Source organism: Mesorhizobium sp. B4-1-3, from assembly GCF_006439355.1.
Taxonomy (GTDB): domain Bacteria; phylum Pseudomonadota; class Alphaproteobacteria; order Rhizobiales; family Rhizobiaceae; genus Mesorhizobium.
Genome location: NZ_VFTG01000028.1, coordinates 12,960 through 36,676, shown reverse-complemented (window position 1 = coordinate 36,676; position 23,717 = coordinate 12,960). Strand labels below are relative to the sequence as shown.

The window sequence follows — 23,717 nt, the reverse complement described above, 5'->3', positions numbered from 1 at the left end:
CATGCGCGCCGCCATTCGCCTCGCCGCCTGGGTCTACGCCATCGCTGTCTACGGCTTCATCTTCCTGCCGGTGGTCGTGCTGGTGCTGTTCTCGCTGCAGGCGACCTCCTTCCCGATTCCGCCCTTCACCGGCCCGTCGCTGCGCTGGTACCAGGCGGTGCTATCGGATGCACGGCTGACCTCGGCACTGGTCAATTCGCTGCTGGTAGCGGTGGTCTCCTCGCTCGCTTCGGTCACGCTGGGTTTCCTGTCCGCCTGGGGGTTCGCGCGCTTCGTCCTGCCGGGCTCCGCCTTGCTGCGTGGACTGATCACGCTGCCGCTCACCGTCAGTTACCTCATCATCGGCATGGGATTGCTGGTGCTGTTCAACTGGGTCGGCGTGCCGAAATCGCTTTTAGCCGCCGGCATCGGCCATGTCGTGATCAACCTGCCGCTCTGCTTCGCCATCATCTACAGCCAGATGGGCGACCACCAGATCAACATCGAGCGCGCCGCGCGCGACCTCGGCGCCGCCGAATGGAAGGTGCTGTTGATGGTCACCGTGCCGGTGATGTCGCCGGCGATCTTTGCCGGCTTCTTCCTGTCGATGACGTTCTCCTGGGACGAGTTCGTCATCTCCTTCCTGCTCACCCGCTTCGAGACGACGCTGCCCGTGGAAATCTGGAACCTGCTGCGCTCCGGTCTCAACCCCAAGACCAATGCCGTCGGCTCGCTGGTCTTTGCCGTCTCCATCGTCCTGGTGGTGTTTTTCGAGCTGACGTTGTTGCGGAGAAAGCCGGCATGAGCGTGCCCCTCGTCGACATTCGCAATGTCTCGCATCGCTTCGGCCAGCTTGCGGTGCTGAAAAACGTCTCGCTCATGATCGAGCCCGGCAGCTACACGATCCTACTCGGGCCCTCGGGCTCCGGGAAGACGACGCTGCTTTCGATCCTTGGGGGCTTCGTCACGCCCAGCGAAGGCAAGGTCTTCATCCACGGCCAGGATTGCACCGCCGTGCCGCCGGCCAAGCGCCCGACGACCACCGTGTTCCAGGACTACGCGCTGTTTCCGCATATGAGCGTCGGCGGCAATGTCGGCTTCGGGCTGCGCATGCAAGGCGTCGACGGCGCGACGCGGGCCGCCAAGGCGCGCGATGCGCTGGCTCTCGTCGGGCTGGCGGCTGCCTTCGACAAGAAGCCGCATCAGCTCTCCGGCGGTCAGCGGCAGCGTGTGGCGCTGGCCCGCGCTCTGGTCATCGAGCCGGCGGTTCTGCTGCTCGACGAGCCGCTCGGCGCGCTCGATCTCAAGTTGCGCCGGCAGATGCAGGACGAGCTGAAGGCGATCCAGAAGCGCGTCGGCACCGCCTTCATCCATGTCACGCACGACCAGGAAGAAGCGATGGCGCTGGCCGATCATTGCGTGGTGATGAATGACGGCCGCATCGAGGACGAAGGCCCGCCCGAGCGCGTCTATGCGCGGCCGGCGACACGCTTCTCGGCCACATTCATGGGAGAAAGCACGGTCCTAGCAGGCACCGTGACCGAGGCGAAGAACGGGATCGTCACGGCCTCGACCGCAGTCGGGGCGATTTCACTGCCTGGCGCGTCGCCGGCAGGCGGCACGGTCGCGCTCGCGATCCGACCCGAGCATCTGGTCCTCGGCGAAGCGGAAGGCGACGTCGCGCTGGGCATGGCCAAGGTCGGCGATGTCGTCTTCCAGGGCAGCTTCAGGCGTGTGTTGGCGACTTCCATTCTTGATGCCGCGCTGCAATTCATCGCCAAGGCTCCGGCTTCCGCCACCGTTCAGGCAGGCGACACGATCCCGGTTTCATGCAACGCTCAAGATATCATCCTGCTGGCGGACTGATCCATGGGCACGCTTCCGATCATCGAGGCTCCGGACTGGTACGAGATCATCCGCATGGGCGACGACATCACGCTCATCCACGAGCCGTGGATAAAGCCGTTCTTCCGCTGCAACATCTGGCATGTGCGCGGGCGCGACCGCGACCTACTGTTCGACACCGGCCTTGGCCATTTCAGCCTGAAACGGCACGTGCCGCTGGTGAGCGAGCGCAAGTTGACCTGCGTTGCCAGCCACACGCATTTCGACCATATCGGCTGCCACCACGAATTTCCGGACCGCTGCGTGCACTCCGCCGAAGCGGCAATCCTGGCCGATCCGCGCAACGAATGGACGGTGGCGGACCGTTACGCCAATGAGGAGATGTTCGACGGCGCGCCCGAAGGCTGGGATACGGCGGGCTACCGCATCCTGCCCGCGCCGGCCGGCCGGCTGCTCGTGCATGGCGACGTGATCGATCTCGGCGACCGCGCCTTCGAGGTCATCCACACACCTGGACATTCGCCGGGCGGCATCGCGCTTTACGACAAAAAGACGGGCATCCTGCTATCGGGCGACATCGTCTATGACGGGCCGCTGATCGACGACGTCTACCACTCGAATATCGGGGATTATGTCGGGACCCTGCTTTCCATGCGCGAACTCGACGTCTCGGTCGTGCACGGGGGTCATTTTCCGAGCTTCGGCAAGGTGCGCTACCGGCAACTCATCGACGAATACGTCGCGGGCAAGCGCCGAGCAGGTTGTCACCTGCAAGGTGGCTGAGCGAGCGGAAAAGCGAGGCCTACAGCGCCCTTTGCGGGCAAGGTGTCCCCGCGGCGTCGCCGCAGCGGGACGCTGTCGGCTGCGGCCGCTGGCTCATCTCTTCCGAATGACGCACGAGTTCGGCGAACATCAGCGCGAAACTTCCCATCATCAGGAAGACTATGATCAGACGCGTTACCGGCAATAGACAGGTCTCTCGACTGGCCAGCCCCCGCTAACCCATCCACTGTCGGCTAACATGATCGATCCGGCTTTACGAGTGTTTAAGCCTCGTCTTAACCATTGCGGCCATCACATTCATGTCGCGCCTGTCACGAAGCGCGATTACTCAGCGTGCCCGCCGATCGGCGCTGCGCCCTTCACAGATACAGGCGGCGCATGCTACGCCGTCGCCGGCGCGGCCCCGCAGACGGTCGCCCTCCGGGAGCCATGAGCAAAGCCGCCAGCCGTTTCGCCTTCGTCTCTTCCGACACCGACGACGCCCGCGCCGCGCGGGAAAGCCTGTCGGCGCGCTATGGGCAGGTGCCTGTCGCTGAGGCCGAGATCATCATCGCGCTCGGCGGCGACGGTTTTCTTCTGCAGACACTGCGCGAGACGATGAGCACGGGCAAGAAGGTCTACGGCATGAATCGTGGCACCATCGGCTTCCTGATGAACGAATATCGCGCCGGCGGGCTCGAGGAGCGCATCGCCAACGCGGTCTCCGAGACGATCAGGCCGCTGGAAATGGTCGCCGTGACGCATGACGGCGAATCCGTTTCGGCGCCGGCCATCAACGAGGTGGCGCTGTGGCGCCAGTCCTACCAGACCGCGAAGATCCGTATCACCGTCGACGGCCAAGTGCGGCTGGAGGAGCTGAACTGCGACGGCGTGATGATCGCGACGCCTGCCGGCTCCACCGCCTACAACCTGTCGGCGCATGGGCCGATCCTGCCGCTCGACGCGCCGCTGCTAGCGCTGACGCCGGTGAGCCCGTTCCGCCCGCGCCGCTGGCGCGGCGCGCTGCTCTCCAACAAGGCGACGGTGCGCTTCGACATACTGGAAGCCGAAAAGCGCCCGGTGAATGCCGCCGCCGACCATACCGAGGTCAAGGCGGTGGCCTCCGTCACCGTGCGGGAATCGCCGACAGCGACGGCAACTTTGCTGTTCGATCCGAACCATTCCTGGAACGAACGCATCCTTGCCGAGCAGTTCCGCTACTGAGCCGGCGCAACGATATTGTATCGATCAATGCCTGACGCCCGAAGAGCGCAGCCGTTTAGGAATACGGCCTGCATCAAGCAAAGATCTAAGGCGCGTAACCGCAATCCGTTTCGGTGCGACCCGCTTTGAGCATCGCAATTAAGGTTACGACTTCACAATTGCTGGATTCCCGGCTGTTTCTGTTGACAAATCGCGGACTTGCGCCTAACTGCAAGCCAATCTTGCAGGCGCATGGCGCCTGCCGTGACGGACACCGTTGCGATTTCCCGAACCAGCCAAAGACATCAAACTCTTGTCATCAGACACCACGATCGCTCAAGAAGCGTTGACGTTCACAGACCTTGGCCTTTCGCCCAAGGTCCTCTCCGCAGTCACCGATGCCGGCTACACCGAGCCGACTCCGATCCAGGCCGGCGCGATCCCGCATGCGTTGCTCGGCAAGGACGTGCTAGGTATCGCCCAGACCGGCACCGGCAAGACAGCCTCTTTCGTGCTGCCGATGCTGACGCGGCTGGAAAAGGGCCGTGCCCGTGCCCGCATGCCGCGCACGCTGATCCTCGAACCGACGCGCGAGCTAGCGGCGCAGGTCGAGGAGAACTTCGTCAAATACGGCAAGAACCACAAGCTCAACATCGCGCTTCTGATCGGCGGCGTCTCCTTCGACGAGCAAGACAAGAAGCTCGAGCGCGGCGCCGATGTGCTGATCGCTACGCCCGGCCGCCTGCTCGACCACCGCGAGCGCGGCAAGCTCTTGCTCAACGGCGTCGAAATCCTCGTCATCGACGAAGCCGACCGCATGCTCGACATGGGCTTCATCCCCGACATCGAGCGCATCTGCGAGATGATCCCGTTCACGCGCCAGACGCTGTTCTTTTCGGCGACCATGCCGCCGGAGATCACCAAGCTAACCGAAAAATTCCTGCACGCGCCGGTGCGCGTCGAAGTCTCAAAGGCGGCGTCGGCTGCGACCAACATCGTCCAGCGGCTGGTGAAGTCCGGCACGAAGCCGTGGGAGAAGCGCGAGACACTGCGCAACCTGATCAAGGCCGAAGACGCCGACTTGAAGAACGCCATCATCTTCTGCAACCGCAAGGTCGAGGTATCGGAGCTCTTTCGCTCGCTGCTGAAACACGATTTCGACGCAGGCGCCCTGCATGGCGACATGGACCAGCGCGCACGCATGCAGATGCTCAACAATTTCCGCGACGGCAAGCTGCGCTATCTCGTCGCCTCGGACGTCGCTGCGCGCGGCCTCGACATTCCCGATGTCAGCCACGTCTTCAACTACGACGTGCCGATCCACGCCGAGGACTATGTCCACCGCATCGGTCGCACCGGCCGGGCCGGACGTTCCGGCAAATCCTTCACCATCGCCACGCGCGCCGACACCAAATATGTCGATGCCATCGAGAGGCTTATCGGCACGAAGATCGAATGGCATGACGGCGACCTGTCGACCGTGACCGAGAGCGAAGGCGAGGAGCAGCCGCGTCGTGGCCGCGGCGCACCGCGCCGGGCTGGCCGCAAGGATGAGGACCGCAAGGACGATCGCAAAGAACGCGGCGAGCGCAAGAAGGATCGCCACGCCAAGCGCGACGAGGCGCCCGAAGCCACACGCGAAGAGCAGCCCGTCGCCGAAGTTGCCGATATCGCCGAACGCCGCGCCCGCAAGGATGCGATCCGTTCCGAGAACGAGCGCAAGGGGTCTGGCAACCGTAACGACCAGCGCGGCGACGCCCGCCCACAGCGCGACCGCTCAGGCCGCCATCGCGAGGAAGACGACGCGACGGTCGGCTTCGGCGGCGACGTGCCGGCCTTCATGCGGATCGTCGCGAAAGTCTGAGCTCCAGACTGGCAGAAGCAGACATGAAAAACGGCCCCGCTCTCGGGGCCGTTTTCTTTTTTGCATTGCCTGATGCGCCCTGCCCTACATCGGCCCAGGCATCATCTTGGTCGGCTTCTCCAGCATCGGGAAATCGGCCTTGTTGCACGTCACTTTCGGGTTGGTCGGGCTGAACATGCCGTTCGGATTGTCCCTGAACAGCCAGGCATGCAGGTCGTAGTGGACGAATTCCCTCGGAATGAGCGGATAGTGCCCTTCCATCGGCCCCATGAATTTCTGACCGAACAGCGTCGGCACCTCCTTGGTGTCCGGCGTCAGCGGCACCAGCCATTCCACGCCGACCAGTTTCAGGCCTTTCTTGGTCGGCTCGTAGATCAGGACATTGGGTTTCATCGGGTCGAGCGGCCTGCCGACGCTTGGGACGTTGACGAAATGGATGCCCATGGCGCCCTTCGGATAGTACATCGCGCCGGCTGTCTTCTCGCCAGCATAGTGGACGCAGCCGACGGTCGATAAATAGAGGTCGCGGACGGCGGCGGTGTAGTCTTCATACTTGGCCAGCGATTTCTTCAGGGTTTCGATATCGGCCTTGTTGGCGTCCTCGGCCCGAGCCGTGGCGGCTCCGAGCCATGCGCCCAAAAGGCCAGTCAAAACGAGGACGCCGCAGCGCCCGAGGCGAGCTGTTCTTGTCACGCATTCCTCCCAGGTTGCCTTGATCTGGCCGTGCAAGACCGGGGCGGCAGATGCTGATTGCGCGGCCGATTGACCACCCCATCCCCTCTGGAACAGCAGGATGGTAGTCCTTTCCCTGGATTTGAAAAGTATTCATTTAGAACAAGCTAATGTCCTAGGACCTTCGATCCATCTTTGGACCGGGCCAACAAAAAACGGCCCCGCGCGGGGCCGTTTTGGTTTGGTGGCGCTTCGCTGCTTGCGCGGTGTGGCTCAGGTGAGCGGCGACAGCTGGATCTCGACGCGCCGGTTCTGCTCGCGCCCCTGGGCCGTAGCGTTGGATGCGATCGGGCGCGTCTTGCCGAAGCCGGTGACGGCGAAGCGGCGTTGATCGACGCCCTGGCCGGCAAGATAATTGGCGACGGCAAGCGCGCGCCGCTGCGACAGGTCGAAATTGTGCTGGTCGCTGCCGGTCGAATCGGTGTGGCCGAACACGTCCACCGTAGTCTGGCGAAATTTCTTGAGCACCAGCGCCACCGAATTCAGCACCGGATAGAAGCCCGGCTTCACTGCGTCCTGGTCGACATTGAAGGTGATGTCGGACGGCATGTTGAGGATGATCTGGTCGCCGCTGCGGGTGACGCTGACGCCGGTGCCCTGCAGCTGGCGGCGAAGCTCGGCTTCGTTCTGGTCCATGGTCGCGCCGATCGCGCCGCCGGCGAGCGCGCCGATGCCGGCGCCGATCAGGGCGTTGCGGCGGTCATTGCCGCCGGCGAGCAGACCAAGGCTGGCGCCCGCCAACGCGCCAAGGCCCGCGCCGGCCGCCGTGTTGGAAATCTTCTGGTCGCCGGTATACGGATCGGTGGTGGTGCAGGCGCTCACCAGCACAGCCGTCGCCACGACGACGAGCACGGTCTTCTTCATAAGATTGGTCCCTCTCCAATTCGCGGCCCTTGCGGCCACGCCAAATCAGCCCTTCCGCAGCTTTGTAGCATGAAATGCGGCGAAAAACGGAACGGGAATGCGGCCGAAAAACCAGTGGCCGTTCCCGCTTCGCCTCTACCACAAATTCTTGCCGTCGATGACCACCACCTCGACCTTGTCCAGGTCGAAATCGTCGAACAGGCGCGAATTGACGCTGATCTTCGGATTGCCGAAATCCGGCTTCCCGGTCGACCAGTCGGGCGTTTCGGTGAAAGTGCCGCAACCGCAGATGGCGCAGAAACCATGCTTCACCGTCTTCGATCCCCAGCGGTAGAAGGAAACGTTCTCCGGCGGGCTCGTGAGCTTGAATTGCGACGGCACATAATAGGCCCACAGCGACCCGCGCTTCGAGCAGAACGAGCATGTGCATTGCGTCACTGTTTGCGGCGCCTCGGTAACCTCGAAGGTTGTCGCCTTGCAGTGGCAGCTGCCTTTGATGGTCATGAACTCACCTCTCCGTTGTCCGCCGCGCCCATATTGCACGCAATCCCCAACGGAAAATCGCTGCGCACTTTTCCTGGAATTGCTCGGTGGCAAGGCAACATAAAGAAGCAGCCCTGACAACTGTCAGTCAGCAGCTTCGGCAGAGATGCTGGCGCGCTCGAACGCTGGAGCGCCTCACCGTTCACGGAAACGGCGAACCGCTCAACCGCCTTGTTTTTACGCAATTCCAGACGGAAAACCGCACACACTTTCCCTGGAATTGCTTAATAAGAGGGCGGCGGCACGAACAGGCAGATGGTCTTGCCGGCGTCGAGCCCGGCCTGATGCGCGCACCAGTGGTATTCGCCGTCGGGCGAATTCTTGATCCGTTTGTCGCTATAGGCCACCACTTCACCCGTGCCTTTTATGACATAACCTTCGGGCCGCTCGCTGATGGACGACTGCGGCACCTCCTTGCAATCGAAATTGGCACAGCAGGCAAAGGGGTATTTCCAGCCTTGCGGCATGGCCGCCGTGGGCTGAGCGTCGTGCGCGACGGCCGGCGGCGCCAGCAGCGCAATGGCTCCAACAGCGAAGAGGGAGAACAAAAGTCGGCCAGCCGGTCGAACGGCTAGGGCCGATCCTGATATGGCAGCAGACATCGAAACGGTCCTTTCGAGCATCAAGCGTTTTCGCTTGCCCGTTCCCGGAACGTGTTCTTCCCAGTGGCCGGATCGTCAGTCGCAGTTATGCCGCGTCCGGCCATAAATGCTTCTATCCCACAGCCCGAAATGCTGAGCCGATTCCGTATCCGGCGCAAGAAGTGGGCGCGCTACCGTGGCGCGCCGGGCTTTTAGCTTCGGCGACGGAAAGATGCACAGACCTGGCCTGGCAAGAACCAGACGACAGCCTGCGCCCAGGGTGCCTAAGAACGAAGTTCCGCTGACGGAGGTTCCGGCGTTCAGCCGTCGACATGTTCACGATATTGCGGCAGATCGTCTGTAATCGTGAACCACGGCGCCTTTGAACCGACGAAGATATGTGCGCTCGGGCGAATGCCTGGATCGTCCATCAGCGTTCCCATGGCAACATGGACATAGGCGCCATCGCGGACCAACGAATAGACAAGCGAGCCGCACCGGCCGCAATGCGCGTCATAGCCGCTCTCGTCGCCGAAGATCAGCAGCCTGTCCTCGCCTGCGGTGAGACGGAACTTGCCGCGCTCGATGCCGGCGAAGGGTTTGAACGCCGACCCGGTCGTGCGCCGGCAGTTCGAGCAATGGCAGTTGGCGGCGTAAACGAATTCGTCCGCCACCTCATAGTGGACGGCCCGCAGAAGCATTTCCCCGCAAGTTTGCGCGTCACCGGCTCCTCCTTCATCCCACGCCCAGATATGTTCAGATTCAGGGCAGGCCGAGCCGAGAATGATGGTTTCCGAACCGGTCTACGCCGCCCGTAGCCTTCATGGAGCGGAAACACTTGTGAGGGCTTCGGCCGGCGAAGGCCGGAGCGGAGCGTACTGAAAGGACGTGAGCACCGGAAGCGCAGGAGACCATCATTCGCAGCCCAGCCTCACCTGGAGTGTGGGCATATCCTAGTCGAGGTCCGCCACCGCTTCGCCCGCGCCGCCTTCGATGCGATGCGAGAGCGAGGCTTCCATGAACTCGTCGAGGTCGCCATCGAGCACGCTCGACGGCGAGGTGCTTTCGACGCCCGTGCGCAGATCCTTCACGAGCTGATAGGGCTGCAGCACATAGGAGCGGATCTGGTGGCCCCAGCCAATGTCGCTCTTCGATGCTTCCGTGGCATTGGCGACCGCCTCGCGCTTCTTCAGCTCTTCCTCGTAGAGCCGCGAGCGCAGCATTTCCCAAGCCTTGGCGCGGTTCTTGTGCTGCGAGCGCTCCGCCTGGCAGGCGACCGCGATACCGGTCGCCAGATGCGTGATGCGCACGGCGGAGTCGGTCGTGTTGACGTGCTGTCCGCCCGAACCCGAGGAACGATAGGTATCAATGCGCACGTCGGATTCGGAAACGTTGATCTCGATCGAGTCGTCGATGACCGGATAAACCCAGACGCTGGCAAACGAGGTGTGGCGCCGGGCATTGCTGTCGTAGGGCGAGATGCGCACCAGGCGGTGGACGCCTGATTCTGTCTTCAGCCAGCCATAGGCGTTGTGGCCCTTGATCAGCACGGTTGCGGACTTGATGCCCGCTTCTTCGCCGTCATGGACTTCCAGCACCTCGACCTTGAAACGGCGGCGCTCGGCCCAACGCGTGTACATGCGCAGGAGCATCGAGGCCCAGTCCTGGCTTTCGGTGCCGCCAGCGCCGGCATGGATTTCGAGATAGGTGTCATTGGCATCGGCTTCGCCGGAGAGCAGCGTCTCGACCTGGCGTGCCTTGGCCTCGCCCTGCATCGAACGAAGCGCCGCCTCCGCCTCGGCGATGATGCCGTCGTCGCCCTCTTCCTCGCCGAGCTCGATCAGGCCGATATTGTCTTCCAGCGCCCGCGTCATTCGCTTGACGGCGGCGATGCCGTCATCGAGCTCCTGGCGCTCCCGCATCAGCTTCTGCGCTTCGATCGGATCATTCCAGAGGCTGGAATCCTCGGCGCGCGAATTCAGGTATTCAAGCCGCTTTACAGCCTGATCCCAGTCAAAGATGCCTCCTCAGCAGGGTTATCGCCTGCCTGATCTCGTCGACAATGTTTTGCGTTTCCGCGCGCATGGTTTTTCGTTCGGTCCTGTTCTTTTCGGTCTTTTCGGAATAGGCGCGATACATAGGCACGGCATCGCCGCCTGTAAAGCGAAATGGGCCGGCTCAATCGTGAGCCCGAAAAGTGGAATCCGGGTTTCGGAAAGGTCACGGTCCAGGAATAAGACGCCGGCCATTCCGGAATGCAGGGGATCAGTAGAGGCCGCCGCCGCCGTCCTGGATGGCCTGATTGGCCTGCGGCGACAGTCCTGCGCCGGAACCGTTGGAGCCGTCGGCGCCCATGCCGATCACCCAGTAGCTGTCGGCCGGTCCGGTGCCGGGCTTGAATGCCTCGACGATGGTGTTGGGATCGCCTTCGGCGGCGCGCATGCCGGTCTTGCGGTTGATGGCGATCAGCTTCATGCCGTCCGGAACCTGGAAGTCGGTGTTCGGCTTGCCGTCAAGCGCCACGCGCATGAAGTCCTTGAAGATCGGCGCCGCCAAGCCGCCGCCGGTCGCGCCCTTGCCAAGGCCTTTCGGCGTATCGAAACCCATATAGAGGCCCACGACGAGGTTTGGCGTGTAACCGATGAACCAGGCGTCCTTCTCGTCGTTGGTCGTGCCGGTCTTGCCGGCGATGTGGCGGCCAAGCTCGCCGATGGTGGCGCCCGTGCCGCGCTGGACCACGCCTTCCATCATCGAGGTAATCTGGTAGGCGGTCATCGGGTCGAGCACCTGCTCGGAATTGTCGACCAGCTCCGGCTCCGGCTGGTTCTTCCATTCGGTGGCGTTGCAGCCTTCGCAGCCGCGCTCGTCCTGCTTGAACACCGTCTTGCCGTAGCGGTCCTGGATGCGGTCGATCAGCGAGGGTTTGATCGATTTGCCGCCATTGGCCATGATCGAATAGGCCGACACCATGCGCATGACGGTCGTCTCGCCGGAACCCAGCGCCATCGGCAGATAGGGCGCCAGATGGTCGTAGACGCCGAAGCGCTCGGCATATTCCACGACCAGCTTCATGCCCATGTCGTTGGCGAGCCGCACGGTCATCAGGTTGCGCGACTTCTCGATGCCGGAGCGCAAGGTGGCCGGGCCGGCGACCGTGCCGTCATAGTTCTTCGGCGTCCAGGTGGTGTTGCCGCTCTGGATCGTGATCGGACCGTCCATGATGACGGATGCTGGCGTGTAGCCATTGTCGAGCGCCGCCGAATAGACGATCGGCTTGAACGACGAGCCGGGCTGGCGCATCGCCTGGGTAGCGCGGTTGAACTCCGATTGCGCATAGGAAAAGCCGCCGACCATGGCGAGCACGCGGCCGGTATGCGGATCCATGGCGACGAGGCCGCCCTCGACCTCCGGCACCTGGCGCAGCTTGTAGGTGTTGTCGGAGCCTTCGTTCTTCTGTACGAAGATCACGTCGCCGGACTCCAGCACTTCCGCCGGGGATTTCGCCCTGACGGACTTGCCATTGACGAAGTGGCGCATGGCAAAGCCCATGTCTTCCTTGCTGACGGTGCCCTGGATGCGCTCCTTGACGAGGTCGCCGGAAACCTGTCGCGCCGGCTGAAGGCCGATGGTGAGGCCACTCGCCGAACTGTCCAGCACGACGGCCAGCGTCCATTCCGGCACGTCCTCGAGGCCCTTGACGTTGCCGAGCGGCACGCCCCAGTCGCCCGACACATCGATATGCGTGACCGGACCGCGATAGCCGCGCAGCATGTCGTATTTGAGCAGGCCGTTCTGCATCGCCTTGCGCGCGATGAGCTGGATCTTCGGGTCGAGCGTGGTCCGCACCGACAGGCCGCCCTCGTAAAGCGCGTTCTCGCCATAGCGGGAGATGATCTGGCGGCGGACTTCCTCGGTGAAGTACTCGCCGGCAAAGAGATAGGAGCCGTTGCGGCGCGGCGTCACGCCGAGCGGTTCAGCCTTGGCCTTGTCGCCCTCCTCGCGGGTGACGTAGCCGTTCTGGACCATCTGGTCGATGACCCAGTTGCGGCGCTCGAGCGCGCGATCGGCATGCTTGAAGGGATGATAGTTGTTCGGGCCTTTCGGCAGCGAGGCGAGATAGGCTGCTTCCGCGACCGTCAGCTCGTTGACCGACTTGTCGAAATAGGTGAGCGCGGCGCCCGCGACACCGTACGCGCCGAACCCGAAGAAGATTTCGTTGAGATAGAGCTCCAGGATGCGGTCCTTCGAATAGGCCTGCTCGATGCGGAAGGCCAGGATCATCTCCTTGATCTTACGCTCATAGGTCTGGTCGGAGGTGAGCAGGAAATTCTTCGCCACCTGCTGTGTGATCGTAGAGGCGCCGACCTGGCGCCTGCCTGAGCCGAAGTTCTGCAAGTTGACGACAATCGCGCGGCCGAGGCCGGTGATGTCGATGCCGGGATGGTTGTAGAAGTTCTTGTCCTCGGCCGACATGAAAGCGGCCTTGACGCGGTCCGGAATGGCCTGGATCGGCAGATAGAGGCGCCGTTCGCGCGCATATTCGGCCATCAGCGACCCGTCGGAGGCGTGAATGCGCGTCGTCACCGGCGGTTCGTATTTGGCCAAAACCTCGTAGTCGGGCAGGTCCTTCGTCAGATGGCTGATATAGATGGCAAGGCCGGCCGCCACCAGCAGCGCCAGCGTCGTGCCGATGCCGAAGAAATAGCCGATGAGACGAATCATGCCCGCTCCAGTCCGAGGTTCGGGAATTTCCTAAACGAAGCCGACAGTCGCGCAAGCTTCCCGGGGCGGTCCCAATCCGCAATCAAAAACCCATGTCGCGAGCATGTGGACAAAATACGGCAGCGCGACATTTGAGGACTCGGTTGCCGAATAATAGCGCCGGGTGTTGTCCTCATGCAACGCTGCTTGTGGTTGCATGGGGCCGGCGGTTGCGAGTTGGTGCGGCGGGTCAGCCGCCCGTCGCGGTTCCGGCCTTGGCCGCGGCAAACAGGGCGACCGCGTTGGTTATGCTCTGCGCCGCCTTGGCGCGCCAGTCGGCGTTGAGCAGTTGCGCCTCGTCCTTGACGTTGGAAAGATAGCCGAGCTCGACCAGAACGGACGGCACATCGGGAGCCTTGAGCACCCTGAAGCCGGCCGAACGCTGCGGATTGTTGATGAGGCCGACGCTGGTCGACAGCTGACCGACGAGCGTATGGGCGAAGCTCATCGAGAAACCATGGGTTTCGCGGCGGATCAGGTCGATCAGGATGTCGGTGACTTCCTTGTTGTCGTCCTCGATCTTCATCCCGGCGAACTGATCGGAAAGGTTCTCGCGATCGGCAAGCGCCTGGGCCTCCGGGTCGGAAGCCTTGTCCGAGAGCGTGTAGACCGTGGCGCCACGCAGACCTTTGACGGCGATCGTATCGGCATGGATGGAGATCAAGAGATCGGCCTCGTGCTGGCGCGCGATGCGCACGCGTTCGTCCAGCGCCAGATAGACGTCGTTGTCGCGCGTCATATAGACATCGTATTTGCCGACCGCGGCCAGCCTGTCGCGCAGTTCCTTGGCAAAGGCGAGCGTGACGTCCTTCTCGACCGTGCCGGCGGAGCTTTCTGCCCCGCCATCGACGCCCCCATGGCCCGGGTCGATCACCACCGTGAAGCGATGGCCGGGCGCCGAGATCGGTCCGGTGCCGATCCGCTCGCCCTTTTCGGTCGAAACGGTCGAACCCGTTGTCAGCGACTGGTTGGCCAGCGCCTCGTCGAATTCCCGCTCGGAAGCCGCCGACATGTCGATGGCGATGCGGTAGCCGCCATCATCATTTTTGAGCACGTCGAGCCTGTCGACGGCGAAAGGACCCTTGCCGGTGAGGATCAGGCGCGAGCCGTGTCCCTGATCGCCATAGCAGACGGCCCGTACAAGCCCGCGCGGCTTCACATCCTTGGCGTCAAGGGCGAATCGTGTGCGCGGCAGGTCGATGACCAGGCGATTGGGGCCGCGCAGCAGGAACCATTTGACGTCCGGCTCGCGGTCGAAATTCACGACGATGCGCATCTTCGTGGCATCGCCGGCCATCTTGTAGCCTGTCGCTCCAAGCAGGGTATCGGCGTGCGCGGCACCGAAATAGGACAGGACGGTCAGCAGCAAGGCGGCCCAGGCCATGCGTAGGACATGCCCGGCGGCCCTACCCTTCTTGTCTGCGGCGCCCGCCGATCCCATCTCTTATCCGTCGCTCCCGGTTCGGCGCATTGCGCCCAGCCTTCCTGCAGAGTGCCTGTCAGGCCACCAACTCGATTAACGATTGGTATTCAGAGAAGGTTAACCAAGCCTTTCATGAGGCGCGACGAAAGGCATCTCCCCCTGCGGAAGCGCTTTTTGCCGGCATCCGAAATCGGGGTTGCCTTCCATCCCGCCAAATCATAAAAGCGACGTTGGATCACTGCAATCCTGGAACCGCTCGCCTCAGCAGTTTCCTGCCAAAGGTCGGATGCAAAGGCGGCTCCGCTATCCTTCCAGGCTCAGGTGGTCGCGACGATTTTCGCAGGCGTGCTCCCGTGGCGGGGGAATCGCTTGCGTGAGGAAAACGGCCGGGTTTGCCCCGCGCCGGCTCTTCGTGAGCAAACAAGCTGGTCCGGCACAGTCCGGGCTTTGGTTCAAAAGGTTCTGCTGGGTGCCGATGGTTTCAAGCGCAATCATGGAAAGGTCCGCATCGAACCGCGCCATAGTGGCTGCGGGCGGCACCGCCATGGCGCTGAAACGGCGGCTAGCGGACATTCAATTATCCGGCATGCACACAGATACAGGCGCACAGCGGCGGGCATTGCCACGCCGGCTGCGGCCGTCGGCTGCCGGCAGGAAACAAAATAATGCCCAACAAGATGCTGATAGACGCCTCCCACCCGGAGGAAACACGCGTTGTAGTCGTTCGCGGTAACCGCATCGAAGAATTCGACTTTGAATCCCAGGACAAGAAGCAGCTCAAAGGAAACATCTACCTCGCCCGCGTAACCCGCGTCGAACCTTCACTCCAGGCAGCCTTTGTCGAGTATGGCGGCAACCGTCACGGTTTCCTCGCCTTCAGTGAAATTCATCCCGATTATTACCAGATCCCGGTCGCCGACCGTCAGGCTTTGCTGCGCGCCGAAGCGCAGGAGGCCGAGGACGAAGATGACGAGGAAGCCGAGAACGGCGAAGAGCAGCAGGCGCGCGATCGCGGCGGCCGGCGCAACCGGCGTCGCGGCGGCAAGAACCGCGACCGCGGCGAGCACAAGCACGAGGCCGAAGTCGCGGCATCGCCTGAAAGCGGGGAAAGCCCGGCTGAAGCCATAGCGACCGAGGAAGCCGCTGCCGGGGATGCCGGCGTCGAGACCGCCGAGGCTGAAAAGGTCGAAACGGTCTCCGAAGCCGTCGAGGCTGCGTCGGGAACGGCTGAGGACCCTGCCGCCGAGACCGGCGGCGACGCCGTGACGGCCGATGATGCCGACGGCGACGAGGACGGCAAACCGTCCGAAGGCGGCCCCACATCTATCGCCGCGAGCGTCGACGCCGACGTGATTTCCGAAGCCGTCCCGCAGACGGACCAGCCCGAACAGGGCGGCGAAGCCGCCGCAAGCGACCATGATCGCGGCATGCTGGAGGATGTCTCGTCCTCGCATTCCGACGAGCATGAGGTCGAATCGGTCGGTGCCGAGGACGCGCTGGAGGAGATCCGCAACCGTCGCAAACCGGTGCGTCGCCAGTACAAGATCCAGGAAGTCATCAAGCGCCGCCAGATCCTTTTGGTGCAGGTGGTCAAGGAAGAGCGCGGCAACAAGGGCGCGGCGCTCACCACGTATCTCTCGCTTGCCGGCCGCTATTCGGTGCTGATGCCCAACACGGCGCGCGGCGGCGGCATCTCGCGCAAGATCACCAACGCGCAGGACCGCAAGCGCCTGAAGGAGGTCGTCGCCGACCTCGAAGTGCCGCAAGGCATGGGCGTCATCCTGCGCACCGCCGGCGAGAGCCGCACCAAGGCCGAGATCAAGCGCGATTACGAATATCTGATGCGGCTGTGGGAGAACGTCCGCAACCTCACGCTGCAATCCACGGCTCCTGCCCTAGTCTATGAGGAAGGCAGCCTGATCAAGCGCTCGGTGCGCGACCTCTACAACAAGGATATCGACGAGATCCTGGTCTCCGGCGAGGACGGCTACCGCGAGGCCAAGGACTTCATGCGCATGCTGATGCCGAGCCACGCCAAGGTGGTTCAGCCCTACCGCGACACGACGCCGATCTTCGTGCGCAACGGCATCGAGGCGCAACTCGACCGCATGCTGCAGCCGCAGGTGACGCTGAAGAGCGGCGGCTACATCATCATCAACCAGACCGAGGCGCTGGTTTCGATCGACGTCAACTCCGGCCGCTCCACCAAGGAGCATTCGATCGAGGAGACCGCGCTACACACCAATCTGGAAGCGGCCGAGGAAGTTGCCCGCCAACTCAGGCTGCGCGACCTTGCCGGTCTCATCGTCATCGACTTCATCGACATGGAGGAGAACCGCAACAACCGCGCTGTCGAGAAGCGGCTGAAGGATCACCTCAAGAACGACCGCGCGCGCATCCAGGTCGGCCGTATCTCGCATTTCGGCCTGATGGAAATGTCGCGCCAGCGCATCCGCGCCAGCGTGCTGGAATCGACCATGAAGCCCTGCCCGCATTGCGGCGGTACCGGCCACGTGCGTTCCGATTCCTCCGTGGCGCTGATGGTGGTGCGAGCGATCGAGGAATTCCTGCTCAAGGATTCGCGCAGCCACATCATCGTGCGCACGCCGGCCGCGACCGCGCTCTATGTGCTTAACCACAAGCGCGCCAATCTGGTGGAGCTCGAAGCGCGTTTCGGCTTGACCATCACGATCGAGGCTGACGAGACGCTCGGCACCCAGCATTATGCGATCTTCCGCGGCGCCATTGCCGAGAAGCCGGAGGGCTTTGTCGAGGTGCGCAGCCTGCCGGCCTATGCCGAGCCGGAGGAGCCCGAAGACGAGATCATCGTCGAGGAAGAGGAAGAAGAGGTTTCGGTGCAGGCCGACCAGCCGCGCCACCCGCAACAGCAGGGCCAGCACCAGCAGCGTTCCGAGGAGGGCGAAGGCCGCAGGCGCCGCAAGCGCCGGCGGCGGCGCGGCGGCCGGGATCGCGACCGCGAGCACGATGGCGAAGCCGCTGCCGCGCCGGAGGAAGCCGGCGAAGCCGGTGATGAGGCAACGGAAGAGGCAGCCCAAGAGGTGACCGCCGGCGGCGAAGCCGTGGCGACGGCAACCGAGGAAGGCTCGGCCAAGAAGCGTCGGCGGGGCAAGCGCGGCGGCAAGCGCAATCGGCGCGAGGACGAAGCTTCGGAGGCCGCTGCCGGCGAGACTGTCGGCGACACCGAGGACGAAGCGGCGGAAGGTGAGGAGGCCGCCGGTGAACCAGTCGTGGCAGCTGCGCCCGAGCAGCCTGTTGCTCCCGCCGCCGCCAATGACGATGCCGAGACGGCCGAAAAGCCGAAGAAGCCGCGTCGTTCACGAGCCAAAAAGGTCGCCGAGGAAACCGTCGCCGAGACGGTGTCGGAGCCTGTGGCGGAAGCCCAGGTCGCGCCCGAGGCTGTCGAGCCCGAGTCGGAGCCGGCGGCTGCCGTTCCCGCGGCTGCCGAGGCGGAGCCTGCCGCCAACGCGCATCCGACGCGGCGCAAGCCGCAGGCGATGGACGCGCCAGTTGTTCCCGTCGTGTCCTCGAACGTTTCTGACGAGGCTAAAGCCGAGGACAAGCCGAAGCGCGCCGGCTGGTGGCAGCGCAAGGGTTTTTTCTAAGTCTTTCAGGTCGTTAGACTGAATTTCTCCAGATCCCGCGCCGCATCCGGCGCGGGATTTTTCATTTCCCAGGCGCATTGCCCTAGTTCCCCAGCACAGGGATTTTGACCGGTCGCTATGTTTGCGTTGGCAGGTGGCATGCCTTGGCGGTTGGACGAAACGCCCATTCAGTCGTCATCCAGGGGCGGAGCAAGGAGCGAAGCGACGCAGCGCAGACCCGAGGATCCATTCCGTGTCACATGAGCGCTGCTGCGGTGCTGGAGCAATTCCAGGAAAAGTGTGAGCGGTTTTCCGCCCGGAATTGCGTAAACAAGGAGATAGAGCGGCGGACGCCTACGGCGAAGTCGCCGAGCCCAACCGCTGCGCACTTTTCCTGCAATTGCTTCTACGGCGCGAAGATCGACCAGCTCATCATCCGGGCGAGCTTCTCGAGCGCGATGGAGCCGAGCTTGGAGTTACCGTTCTCGTTGAGACCGGGCGACCACACCGCCAACGACGCCACCCCCGGCACGATGCCGAGGATGCCGCCGCCGACGCCGCTTTTGCCCGGAATGCCGACGCGGAAGGCGAAATCGCCGGAGCCGTCATAATGGCCGCAGGTCAGCATCAGCGCGCCGATGCGGCGGGCCCGCTCGGCCGACACGACGGAATGCCCCGTCGCCGGGTTCCTGCCGCCGTTGGCCAGGAAGCGGCCGGCCATGGCAAGCTGGCGGCAGCTCATGGCGATCGCGCAATGGTGGAAATAGACGCCCAGCGCCAGCTCCGGCTCATGATGGAGATTGCCGAAGGATTTCATGTAGTTGGCCAAAGCGAAATTGCGGTAGCCGGTGGCCCGCTCGGATGCCGCGACTTCGCGGTCGATGATGATCGTCTCGTCATCGGCGAGGAACTGGATGAAGCGCAGGATTTCGCCGATCGCCTCGCGCGGCTGATGGCCGGCAAGCAGGACGTCTGAGACGACAATGGCGCCGGCATTGATGAACGGATTGCGCGGGATGCCGTTCTCGTGCTCGAGCTGGACGATCGAGTTGAACGGATTGCCGGACGGCTCGCGACCGACGCGATGCCACAGCGCATCGCCGACCTTGCCCAACGCCAGCGTGAGCGTGAAGACTTTCGAGACGCTTTGGATCGAGAAGGGCTGGTCGGCATCGCCGGCAAGGATGACGCGGCCGTCATTGGTCACCGCGGCAATGCCGAATTTCTTCGGATCGACCTTGCCGAGTTGCGGGATGTAGGTCGCCACGTCGCCGCGATCGCGACGCTCCGCCATCTCGGCGGCTACTTCCGCAAGTGCCTGGTCGAGTTCCGGCACGGCTTCTATTTCAGCCAGCGTTCGACGCGCGCCAGCGCCTCGACCATGTCGTGATGGCTGCCGGCATAGGAAAAGCGCATGGTGCGGTGACCCTGCAGCGGGTCGAAATCTCGGCCGGGCGTCGCCGCCACATGCGCCTCGGCCAGCATCTTGCGGGCAAAGGCCATGCTGTCATTGGTGTGGCGGGTCACATCGCAGAAGGCATAGAAAGCGCCGTCCATCGGTGCCGCGAGCGCGAAGCCGAGTTCCGGCAGACGCTTCATCAGAAGGTCGCGGTTCCAGGCATAGCGCGCCTTCACCTTTTCGAGCTCCTCCGTCGCCTTGAAGGCCTCGATCGCCGCGATCTGCGACAGTTCCGGCGGCGAGATGTAGAGGCTCTGCGCGACGCGCTCGACCGGCCGCACCAGTTCTTCCGGCAACACCATCCAGCCGATGCGCCAGCCGGTCATGCAATAGTATTTCGAGAAAGAGTTGATCACGGTGACGCCGGCGCCATGCCCCAGCGCGGTGACGTCCGGCGCCCCGTAGGCGAGCCGGTGATAGATCTCATCCGAGATCACGGCGATGCCGAGCTCCTCGGCCGTCTTGACCAGTGCGGCAAGTTCCTGTGCGGGAATCACCGCACCGGTCGGATTGGCGGGGCTGGCGAACAGCACGCCCTTGAGCGGCTTCTCGCGATGCGCGGCCTTCAGATGCTCGGCGTGCAGATACGCGTCCGTGCCGAGCTCGATCTCGACGATCTCGATACCGAGCGCGGCCATGATGTTGCGGTAGGCCGGATAGCCGGGCGCGGCGATGGCGACGCGGTCGCCCGGATCGAACATGGCCAGGAAGGCGAGGTTGAAGGCGGCCGACGAGCCGGTCGTGACGGCAATGCGCGACGGCGCGACGTCAACCCCGTAGTGCTCGCCATAATGCGCCGCGATCGCCTTGCGCAGGTCGGCCAGGCCCAAGGCGTCGGTGTAGCCGATGAGGCCGTGCCTGAGCGCCGCGGCCGCCGCTTCGCGGACACCGACCGGCGCAGGGTCCGACGGCTGGCCGACCGCCATCGACACCACGCGCACGCCCGTGGCCTTCAGCCGGTTGGCTTCGGCGAGGATGTCCATGGCGTGGAATGGCTCGACCTCCCCCCGGCGCGAAAGCGAAACGACCATTTGACCTCTTCCAACTGCCGTTGTTCGGCGAAATGCGGGACGCAAACCGTTGCTGACTTGCCCCTGAACTGCCCTAGCTAAAGGGCAGCGTCGCACAAATGCCCGATTGATATGGGGATCACAAGCGCGCAGGAAGTTGCGGCGCCGACTTTTCATCCTTCGCCCGCTCGTCTACCAGTGGACCTATGTTGAGCCGACCCCGACCATCGATTGGCAAATCGATCTCCTTCAGCCGAACCGTGCGCGGTTTCGCGACGCTTATGCTTGCCGCCGCCGTCGCCGTGTCGAACTCGGTCAGCGCCTTCGCGCAGGGCGTGCCGGTGGTCCGCGACGCCGAGATCGAGGCGCTGGTGCGCGACTATGCCCGGCCGATCTTCAAGGCGGCGGGGCTCGCCAATGACGGTATCGACATCGTGCTCGTCAACGACCAGAGCTTCAACGCCTTCGTCACCGGGCGGCGCCTGTTCGTCAACACCGGCGCGCTGGTGACCGCCGAGACGCCGAACGAGATCATCGGCGTCATCGCGCACGAGGCCGGCCATATCGCCGGCGGCCACCAGCAGAAATTGCGCGACCAGCTCGACCGCGCCAAGACCATGGCCATCATCGCCACGCTGCTCGGCGCCGGCGCCATGGTTGCCGGGGCCACCACCAACAGCCGTGGCCTAGCAGGGGCCGGCATGGGCGTCGCCGCCGGCGGCGGCGAGATGGCGCAGCGCGCGATCCTTGCCTACCAGCGCACCGAAGAGATCACCGCCGACCGTTCCGCGATCACCTATCTCAACGCCACCGGCCAATCCGGCATGGGCATGCTGAAGACCTTCGGCCGCTTCCAGAGCGCGCTGTCGCTGGCCGGCACCCAGGTCGATCCCTACCGGATCAGCCATCCGATGCCGCAGGAGCGCATCGCCAACCTCGAAGCGCTCGTCAAGCAAAGCCCCTTCGTCAACACGATCGACCCGCCGGCGCTGCAGCAGCGGCATGACATGATGCGCATCAAGATCGCCGCCTATATGCAGGGCCAGGCTGCCGTCGCGCGGCTGATGCGCAAAAATCCGACCAGCCTCGCCTCTCGCTACGGCGACGCGCAGCAGACCTATCTCTATGGCAATCCGGGCGCGGCGCTGACCAAGACGGCGGCACTCATCAAGGAACAGCCGAAGAACCCGTATTTCCAGGAGTTGCGCGGCGACATCCTGATGAAGATCAACAAGCCGAAGGATGCGGCGGACGCCTATGCTAAGGCGGTAAGCCTCGATCCCGCACGCTCCGGCCTGCTATTGGTCTCCCTGGGACAGGCGCTGATGGCGGTCGGTACACCCGATTCGCTCAAGAAGGCCGTCATCCAGCTCAACAACGGCGTCGGCCGCGACAGAGAGAATTCCGACGCCTATCGCTTTCTGGCGCAGGCCTATGGTGAGCTCGGCGACGTTCCGGCCGCGGATCTCGCCACCGCCGAGGGCCATTACTATTCGGGCGACTACAAGAACGCGAAGATTTTCGCCATGCGCGCTCAACAGAAATTGAAGCGCGGCGAACCCCGCTGGGTCCGCGCTCAGGATATTATAAACTACACGCCATCGAACAAACTCAAATGAACCTCCCGGGCGTTGGCCGCGACCAAGGCGCACCAGGATAGGCAAGAAGGATCAACAATCATGAACAAGACAATCCTGCTTGGCAGTGCTGGCGGTCTGGCGGTAGCGCTCGGCATGCTGGCCTTCGGCTTCGTCGCGGGGAACCCCCAGACCGCGAAGGCCGACACCGCGCAAGTGGCGCAGGTCACGTCCTCCATCGATACCAAGGCCTCCGCCGATACCAAGATCGATCGCAAAGAGGTCGAGGGCATCATCCGCGACTACCTCTTGAAGAACCCGGAGGTTCTGCTCGAGGTGCAGGACGCGCTCGAGGCCAAGCAGAAAGAAGAGCAGCGACTCGCAGCGCTCGGCGTCATCAAGGATTCCAAGAACGAAATCTTCAATTCCACCTTCGACGGCGTCGTCGGCAACCCGAAGGGCAAAGTCACGATCGTCGAGTTCTACGATTACAATTGCGGCTTCTGCAAACGCGCCATCGAGGACATGCAGGCACTGACCAAGTCCGACCCGGACCTGCGTTTCGTGCTCAAGGAATTCCCGATCCTCAGCCCGGATTCGCAGAAGGCCAGCGTCGTCTCCATGGCGTTCCACCTGATGCATCCGGAGAAGTACGGCGAATTCCACACCGCGCTGCTCGGCGGCCAGGGCCGCGCCACCGAAGCGACGGCCATCAAGGTGGCGCTTTCCCTCGGCGCAGACGAGGCGGCGCTGCGCGAGAAGATGAAGGACCCGCGCATCGCCGAAACGCTTTCGCGCACGTATGACCTCGCGACGAAATTGTCGATCACCGGCACGCCGTCCTATGTGGTCGGCAACGAGGTGATCTTCGGAGCGCTCGGTCAGCAGGTTCTGGCGGAAAAGATCGAACAGGCCAAGAGCGCGCTGTAAGCGGTTGCGGAGGCCGGCCGCTGTGGACAGCGCAAGAACGCACTTGCGCTCTTTTCGCGGGCGGCTATGCCCATTATAGAGGCCAGTGCGCCGGCTCGGGGCCGGCGTGGAACAAGGTCGCCATATTGAAAACGATTTTCGTCCTCAACGGTCCCAATCTCAATGCGCTCGGCAAACGCGAGCCGGGAATTTATGGCGGCAAGACGCTTGCGGCCATCGAAGAGGACTGCAAGGCGGCAGGCGCCGCGCTCGGACTCGAGATCGATTTTCGCCAGTCCAACCATGAGGGCGATCTGGTCGACTGGATCCAGGAAGCCGGCGACAAGGCTTCCGGAATCGTCATCAATCCCGGCGCCTATAGCCACACCTCGATCGCCATCCACGACGCCATCCGCTCTATCGCGCCGCTGCCCGTCGCGGAAGTCCATCTTTCCAACATCCACGCGCGGGAGCCCTTCCGCCACGTCTCCATGATCGCGCCGGTTGCTGTCGGCATGATCTGCGGGTTCGGGCCGCTCGGCTACACGCTCGCGCTGCAGGCACTGGCGGCACGCCTGTGACCGGCTCCCAAACAGAAGGCTC

The 23,717-nt window shown here is 63.5% G+C and carries 20 protein-coding genes; 9 read left to right on the top strand and 11 right to left on the bottom strand.

Annotated features, from left to right (window positions below):
* The first annotated feature begins 1 nt into the window (after position 1).
* The 5 genes from FJW06_RS25440 to FJW06_RS25420 all read left to right on the top strand — a co-directional run bounded on the left by FJW06_RS25440 (position 2) and on the right by FJW06_RS25420 (position 5,653).
* A complete protein-coding gene (locus FJW06_RS25440; RefSeq protein WP_140755787.1) occupies positions 2–784 on the top strand; it encodes an ABC transporter permease in 783 nt (260 codons plus the stop codon).
* On the top strand, positions 781–1,845 hold the full coding sequence (locus tag FJW06_RS25435) for an ABC transporter ATP-binding protein (RefSeq protein ID WP_140755733.1): 1,065 nt from the start codon (positions 781–783) through the stop codon (positions 1,843–1,845). Before FJW06_RS25440 ends, FJW06_RS25435 begins: the two co-directional genes overlap by 4 nt.
* 3 nt (positions 1,846–1,848) lie before the next feature.
* A complete protein-coding gene (locus tag FJW06_RS25430) occupies positions 1,849–2,607 on the top strand; it encodes an MBL fold metallo-hydrolase (protein ID WP_140755731.1) in 759 nt (252 codons plus the stop codon).
* Positions 2,608–3,036: 429 nt separating this feature from the next.
* A complete protein-coding gene (locus FJW06_RS25425) occupies positions 3,037–3,810 on the top strand; it encodes an NAD kinase (protein WP_040983094.1) in 774 nt (257 codons plus the stop codon).
* 292 nt (positions 3,811–4,102) lie between these two features.
* Positions 4,103–5,653, top strand: a complete 1,551-nt coding sequence (locus tag FJW06_RS25420; RefSeq protein ID WP_181178557.1) for a DEAD/DEAH box helicase — start codon at positions 4,103–4,105, stop codon at positions 5,651–5,653.
* An 84-nt stretch (positions 5,654–5,737) separates the two neighbouring features.
* Here FJW06_RS25420 and FJW06_RS25415 read toward each other — a convergent pair whose 3' ends face one another.
* The 9 genes from FJW06_RS25415 to FJW06_RS25375 form a co-directional block, all read right to left on the bottom strand.
* The gene (locus FJW06_RS25415) at positions 5,738–6,346 is read right to left on the bottom strand and encodes a hypothetical protein (RefSeq protein WP_140755727.1); all 609 of its coding nucleotides are present in this window, start codon (positions 6,344–6,346) and stop codon (positions 5,738–5,740) included.
* A 252-nt stretch (positions 6,347–6,598) separates the two neighbouring features.
* Positions 6,599–7,249, bottom strand: coding sequence for an OmpA family protein (locus tag FJW06_RS25410; protein WP_112129995.1), 651 nt, complete (start codon positions 7,247–7,249; stop codon positions 6,599–6,601).
* 135 nt (positions 7,250–7,384) lie between these two features.
* The gene (locus FJW06_RS25405) at positions 7,385–7,753 is read right to left on the bottom strand and encodes a GFA family protein (RefSeq protein ID WP_140755725.1); all 369 of its coding nucleotides are present in this window, start codon (positions 7,751–7,753) and stop codon (positions 7,385–7,387) included.
* A gap of 263 nt (positions 7,754–8,016) precedes the next feature.
* Positions 8,017–8,394, bottom strand: a complete 378-nt coding sequence (locus tag FJW06_RS25400) for a hypothetical protein (protein WP_140755785.1) — start codon at positions 8,392–8,394, stop codon at positions 8,017–8,019.
* Positions 8,395–8,693: 299 nt separating this feature from the next.
* The gene (locus FJW06_RS25395; RefSeq protein ID WP_140755723.1) at positions 8,694–9,074 is read right to left on the bottom strand and encodes a GFA family protein; all 381 of its coding nucleotides are present in this window, start codon (positions 9,072–9,074) and stop codon (positions 8,694–8,696) included.
* Positions 9,075–9,326: 252 nt separating this feature from the next.
* Positions 9,327–10,458 (bottom strand): peptide chain release factor 2 gene (prfB, locus tag FJW06_RS25390; RefSeq protein WP_140755783.1). Its coding sequence is split into 2 segments (ribosomal slippage): positions 9,327–10,391 and positions 10,393–10,458, totalling 1,131 coding nucleotides; the frame shifts between segments, so codons are not numbered across the junction.
* A gap of 180 nt (positions 10,459–10,638) precedes the next feature.
* A complete protein-coding gene (locus FJW06_RS25385; RefSeq protein ID WP_140755722.1) occupies positions 10,639–13,095 on the bottom strand; it encodes a penicillin-binding protein 1A in 2,457 nt (818 codons plus the stop codon).
* A 229-nt stretch (positions 13,096–13,324) separates the two neighbouring features.
* Positions 13,325–14,518, bottom strand: coding sequence for an N-acetylmuramoyl-L-alanine amidase (locus FJW06_RS25380; protein ID WP_246674833.1), 1,194 nt, complete (start codon positions 14,516–14,518; stop codon positions 13,325–13,327).
* Positions 14,519–14,860: 342 nt separating this feature from the next.
* Positions 14,861–15,130 (bottom strand): hypothetical protein, encoded by a 270-nt coding sequence (locus FJW06_RS25375; RefSeq protein ID WP_140755718.1) that lies wholly within the window; start codon positions 15,128–15,130, stop codon positions 14,861–14,863.
* Between the two features lie 92 nt (positions 15,131–15,222).
* On the opposite strand from FJW06_RS25375, the gene FJW06_RS25370 reads away from it, so the two are divergent.
* Positions 15,223–18,180: a ribonuclease E/G gene (locus FJW06_RS25370; RefSeq protein ID WP_140755716.1), complete on the top strand. Its 2,958-nt coding sequence runs from the start codon at positions 15,223–15,225 to the stop codon at positions 18,178–18,180.
* Positions 18,181–18,565: 385 nt separating this feature from the next.
* Here FJW06_RS25370 and FJW06_RS25365 read toward each other — a convergent pair whose 3' ends face one another.
* Both FJW06_RS25365 and FJW06_RS25360 read right to left on the bottom strand, forming a co-directional pair.
* Positions 18,566–19,495 (bottom strand): glutaminase, encoded by a 930-nt coding sequence (locus FJW06_RS25365; RefSeq protein WP_281404899.1) that lies wholly within the window; start codon positions 19,493–19,495, stop codon positions 18,566–18,568.
* A 5-nt stretch (positions 19,496–19,500) separates the two neighbouring features.
* Positions 19,501–20,649, bottom strand: a complete 1,149-nt coding sequence (locus FJW06_RS25360) for an aminotransferase class I/II-fold pyridoxal phosphate-dependent enzyme (protein WP_140755712.1) — start codon at positions 20,647–20,649, stop codon at positions 19,501–19,503.
* Between the two features lie 185 nt (positions 20,650–20,834).
* Between FJW06_RS25360 and FJW06_RS25355 the strand changes: the two genes are divergently transcribed.
* The 3 genes from FJW06_RS25355 to aroQ all read left to right on the top strand — a co-directional run bounded on the left by FJW06_RS25355 (position 20,835) and on the right by aroQ (position 23,695).
* The gene (locus FJW06_RS25355; protein ID WP_140755710.1) at positions 20,835–22,247 is read left to right on the top strand and encodes a M48 family metalloprotease; all 1,413 of its coding nucleotides are present in this window, start codon (positions 20,835–20,837) and stop codon (positions 22,245–22,247) included.
* Between the two features lie 60 nt (positions 22,248–22,307).
* Positions 22,308–23,135, top strand: coding sequence for a DsbA family protein (locus FJW06_RS25350; protein WP_140755708.1), 828 nt, complete (start codon positions 22,308–22,310; stop codon positions 23,133–23,135).
* A 125-nt stretch (positions 23,136–23,260) separates the two neighbouring features.
* The gene (gene aroQ / locus FJW06_RS25345; protein WP_140755706.1) at positions 23,261–23,695 is read left to right on the top strand and encodes a type II 3-dehydroquinate dehydratase; all 435 of its coding nucleotides are present in this window, start codon (positions 23,261–23,263) and stop codon (positions 23,693–23,695) included.
* The last annotated feature ends 22 nt before the right edge of the window (positions 23,696–23,717 follow it).

Coding starts and splice junctions, on each gene's coding strand:
- FJW06_RS25385 (WP_140755722.1), bottom strand. CDS start 13,095: ATGATTCGTCTCATCGGCTATTTCTTCGGCATCGGCACGACGCTGGCG.
- FJW06_RS25400 (WP_140755785.1), bottom strand. CDS start 8,394: ATGTCTGCTGCCATATCAGGATCGGCCCTAGCCGTTCGACCGGCTGGC.
- FJW06_RS25350 (WP_140755708.1), top strand. CDS start 22,308: ATGAACAAGACAATCCTGCTTGGCAGTGCTGGCGGTCTGGCGGTAGCG.
- FJW06_RS25410 (WP_112129995.1), bottom strand. CDS start 7,249: ATGAAGAAGACCGTGCTCGTCGTCGTGGCGACGGCTGTGCTGGTGAGC.
- FJW06_RS25405 (WP_140755725.1), bottom strand. CDS start 7,753: ATGACCATCAAAGGCAGCTGCCACTGCAAGGCGACAACCTTCGAGGTT.
- FJW06_RS25370 (WP_140755716.1), top strand. CDS start 15,223: ATGCCCAACAAGATGCTGATAGACGCCTCCCACCCGGAGGAAACACGC.
- FJW06_RS25360 (WP_140755712.1), bottom strand. CDS start 20,649: ATGGTCGTTTCGCTTTCGCGCCGGGGGGAGGTCGAGCCATTCCACGCC.
- FJW06_RS25355 (WP_140755710.1), top strand. CDS start 20,835: ATGTTGAGCCGACCCCGACCATCGATTGGCAAATCGATCTCCTTCAGC.
- FJW06_RS25440 (WP_140755787.1), top strand. CDS start 2: ATGCGCGCCGCCATTCGCCTCGCCGCCTGGGTCTACGCCATCGCTGTC.
- FJW06_RS25395 (WP_140755723.1), bottom strand. CDS start 9,074: ATGCTTCTGCGGGCCGTCCACTATGAGGTGGCGGACGAATTCGTTTAC.
- FJW06_RS25425 (WP_040983094.1), top strand. CDS start 3,037: ATGAGCAAAGCCGCCAGCCGTTTCGCCTTCGTCTCTTCCGACACCGAC.
- FJW06_RS25430 (WP_140755731.1), top strand. CDS start 1,849: ATGGGCACGCTTCCGATCATCGAGGCTCCGGACTGGTACGAGATCATC.
- FJW06_RS25375 (WP_140755718.1), bottom strand. CDS start 15,130: ATGTCCGCTAGCCGCCGTTTCAGCGCCATGGCGGTGCCGCCCGCAGCC.
- FJW06_RS25380 (WP_246674833.1), bottom strand. CDS start 14,518: ATGGCCTGGGCCGCCTTGCTGCTGACCGTCCTGTCCTATTTCGGTGCC.
- FJW06_RS25435 (WP_140755733.1), top strand. CDS start 781: ATGAGCGTGCCCCTCGTCGACATTCGCAATGTCTCGCATCGCTTCGGC.